The organism is Clostridium sp. E02, from assembly GCF_003833015.1.
GTDB lineage: Bacteria > Bacillota > Clostridia > Lachnospirales > Lachnospiraceae > Lacrimispora.
Genome location: NZ_RJLQ01000044.1, coordinates 1 through 2,901, shown reverse-complemented (window position 1 = coordinate 2,901; position 2,901 = coordinate 1). Strand labels below are relative to the sequence as shown.

Here is a 2,901-nt window from a genome sequence, read left to right as displayed (position 1 = left end):
TAAAGAGCACAAGGTGGATGCCTTGGCACTAAGAGCCGATGAAAGACGTGATAAGCTGCGAAAAGCTTCGGGGAGGAGCAAATATCCTTTGATCCGGAGATATCTGAATGGGGAAACCCAGCTGAGTAACCCTCAGTTGTCGTATGGTGAATACATAGCCATACGTCGGGAACCCGGGGAACTGAAACATCTAAGTACCCGGAGGAAAAGAAAGAAAACTCGATTTCCAAAGTAGCGGCGAGCGAAATGGAAAGAGCCTAAACCGTCGTGCGTGCATGACGGGGTTACGGACTGCAACAAGTGAGACGATTTGTTACCAGAACGGTCCTGGAAAGACCGGCCATAGAAAGTGAAAGCCTTGTATGGGAAAACAATAGTCAGCGAGCAGGATCCAAAGTACCACGAGACACGAGAAACCTTGTGGGAATTCGGGGGGACCACCCCCCAAGGCTAAATACTACTTAGTGACCGATAGCGCATAGTACTGTGAAGGAAAGGTGAAAAGGACCCCGGGAGGGGAGTGAAAGAGAACCTGAAACCTTGTGTTTACAAGCTGTGGAACCACGTTTAAGGTGGAACTGCGTACTTTTTGTAGAACGGTCCGGCGAGTTACCGTTACTGGCAAGGTTAAGCACTTAATGTGTGGAGCCGAAGGGAAACCAAGTCTTAATAGGGCGACTGAGTCAGTAAAGGTAGACCCGAAACCGGGTGATCTACCCATGTCCAGGTTGAAGCTGCCGTAAAAGGCGGTGGAGGACCGAACGCACATCCGTTGAAAAGGGTGGCGATGAGGTGTGGGTAGGGGAGAAATTCCAATCGAACCCGGAGATAGCTGGTTCTCCTCGAAATAGCTTTAGGGCTAGCCTCGTATTAATCTGCCGGAGGTAGAGCACTGAATTTCCTAGGGGGCGTCAAAGCTTACCAAAGAATATCAAACTCCGAATGCCGGACAGATGATGTACGGGAGTCAGACTGCACGAGATAAGTTGGGCAGTCAAAAGGGAAAGAGCCCAGACCACCAGCTAAGGTCCCAAAGTGTGTGTTAAGTGGAAAAGGATGTGAGATTTCAGAGACAACTAGGATGTTGGCTTAGAAGCAGCCATACATTCAAAGAGTGCGTAATAGCTCACTAGTCGAGAGGTCTTGCGCCGAAAATGTCCGGGGCTAAAACACAACACCGAAGCTGTGGAATGTATATTTATATACATTGGTAGAGGAGCATTCTTAACGCACAGAAGCATTACCGTAAGGAGATGTGGAGTGTTAAGAAGAGAGAATGCCGGAATGAGTAGCGAGATGGAGGTGAGAATCCTCCAGGCCGAATATCTAAGGTTTCCAGAGTAAAGCTGATCTGCTCTGGGTAAGTCGGGGCCTAAGGCGAGGTCGAAAGACGTAGTCGATGGACAACAGGTTGAAATTCCTGTACCACGTATTATCAGAACTGTGGGGACACAGAACCGAGAGAGAACCCGGGAATGAAAAGACCGGGGCAAGCACAGGACTGGTCAGATAGGCAAATCCGTCTGGCAACAGGAGAGTGTGACGCGTACCGAATAAAAGTAGGGAAGTCTCTGTAGGGGCTGTCAAGAAAAGCCGCTATTGTGTAATATGTGCCCGTACCGTAAACCGACACAGGTGGATGAGGAGAGAATCCTAAGGCCGGCGGGAGAAGCATTGTTAAGGAACTCGGCAAAATGACCCCGTAACTTCGGGATAAGGGGTGCCTGAGAAATCAGGCCGCAGAGAATAGGCTCAAGCAACTGTTTAGCAAAAACACAGGTCTATGCAAAACCGAAAGGTGAGGTATATGGGCTGACGCCTGCCCGGTGCTGGAAGGTTACGAGGAGGGGTTAGCGGCAACGCGAAGCTCTGAATTTAAGCCCCAGTAAACGGCGGCCGTAACTATAACGGTCCTAAGGTAGCGAAATTCCTTGTCGGGTAAGTTCCGACCCGCACGAAAGGCGTAATGATTTGAGCGCTGTCTCAACAATGCACCCGGTGAAATTGAAATACCAGTGAAGATGCTGGTTACCTGCGCCAGGACGGAAAGACCCCATGGAGCTTTACTCCAGTTTGATACTGGGATTCGGTACTGCATGTACAGGATAGGTGGGAGGCTATGAATCTGTGACGCCAGTCACAGAGGAGCCGATGTTGGGATACCACCCTTGCGGTATTGGATTTCTAACCTGCAGCCATAACCTGGCTGGGGGACAATGTCAGGCGGGGAGTTTGACTGGGGCGGTCGCCTCCGAAAGTGTATCGGAGGCGCTCAAAGGTTCCCTCAGAATGGTCGGAAACCATTCGTAGAGTGCAAAGGCATAAGGGAGCTTGACTGTGAGACCGACGGGTCGAGCAGGTAGGAAACTAGGACTTAGTGATCCGGTGGTATAAAGTGGGATTGCCATCGCTCAACGGATAAAAGCTACCCTGGGGATAACAGGCTTATCACTCCCAAGAGTTCACATCGACGGAGTGGTTTGGCACCTCGATGTCGGCTCATCGCATCCTGGGGCTGTAGTAGGTCCCAAGGGTTGGGCTGTTCGCCCATTAAAGCGGTACGCGAGCTGGGTTCAGAACGTCGTGAGACAGTTCGGTCCCTATCCGGCGTGGGCGTAGGATATTTGAGAGGAGCTGTCCTTAGTACGAGAGGACCGGGATGGACTGACCTCTGGTGTATCTGTTGGCAATCAATGCCATGGCAGAGTAGCTAAGTCGGGAAGGGATAAACGCTGAAGGCATCTAAGCGTGAAGCCCCCCTCAAGATGAGATATCCCATCGCAAGAGTAAGACCCCTTGAAGACGACGAGGTAGATAGGGCAGAGGTGGAAGCATGGCAACATGTGTAGCTGACTGTCACTAATAGGTCGAGGGCTTAACCAAGTTGGTTTAGGTAGAGAT

1 rRNA gene is annotated in these 2,901 nt (G+C 50.8%); it reads left to right on the top strand.

Features of this window, described 5'->3' with window-relative positions:
- Positions 1-2,883 (top strand): 23S ribosomal RNA (locus EFT72_RS18785); the annotation flags it as partial.
- Between the last annotated feature and the right edge of the window lie 18 nt (positions 2,884-2,901).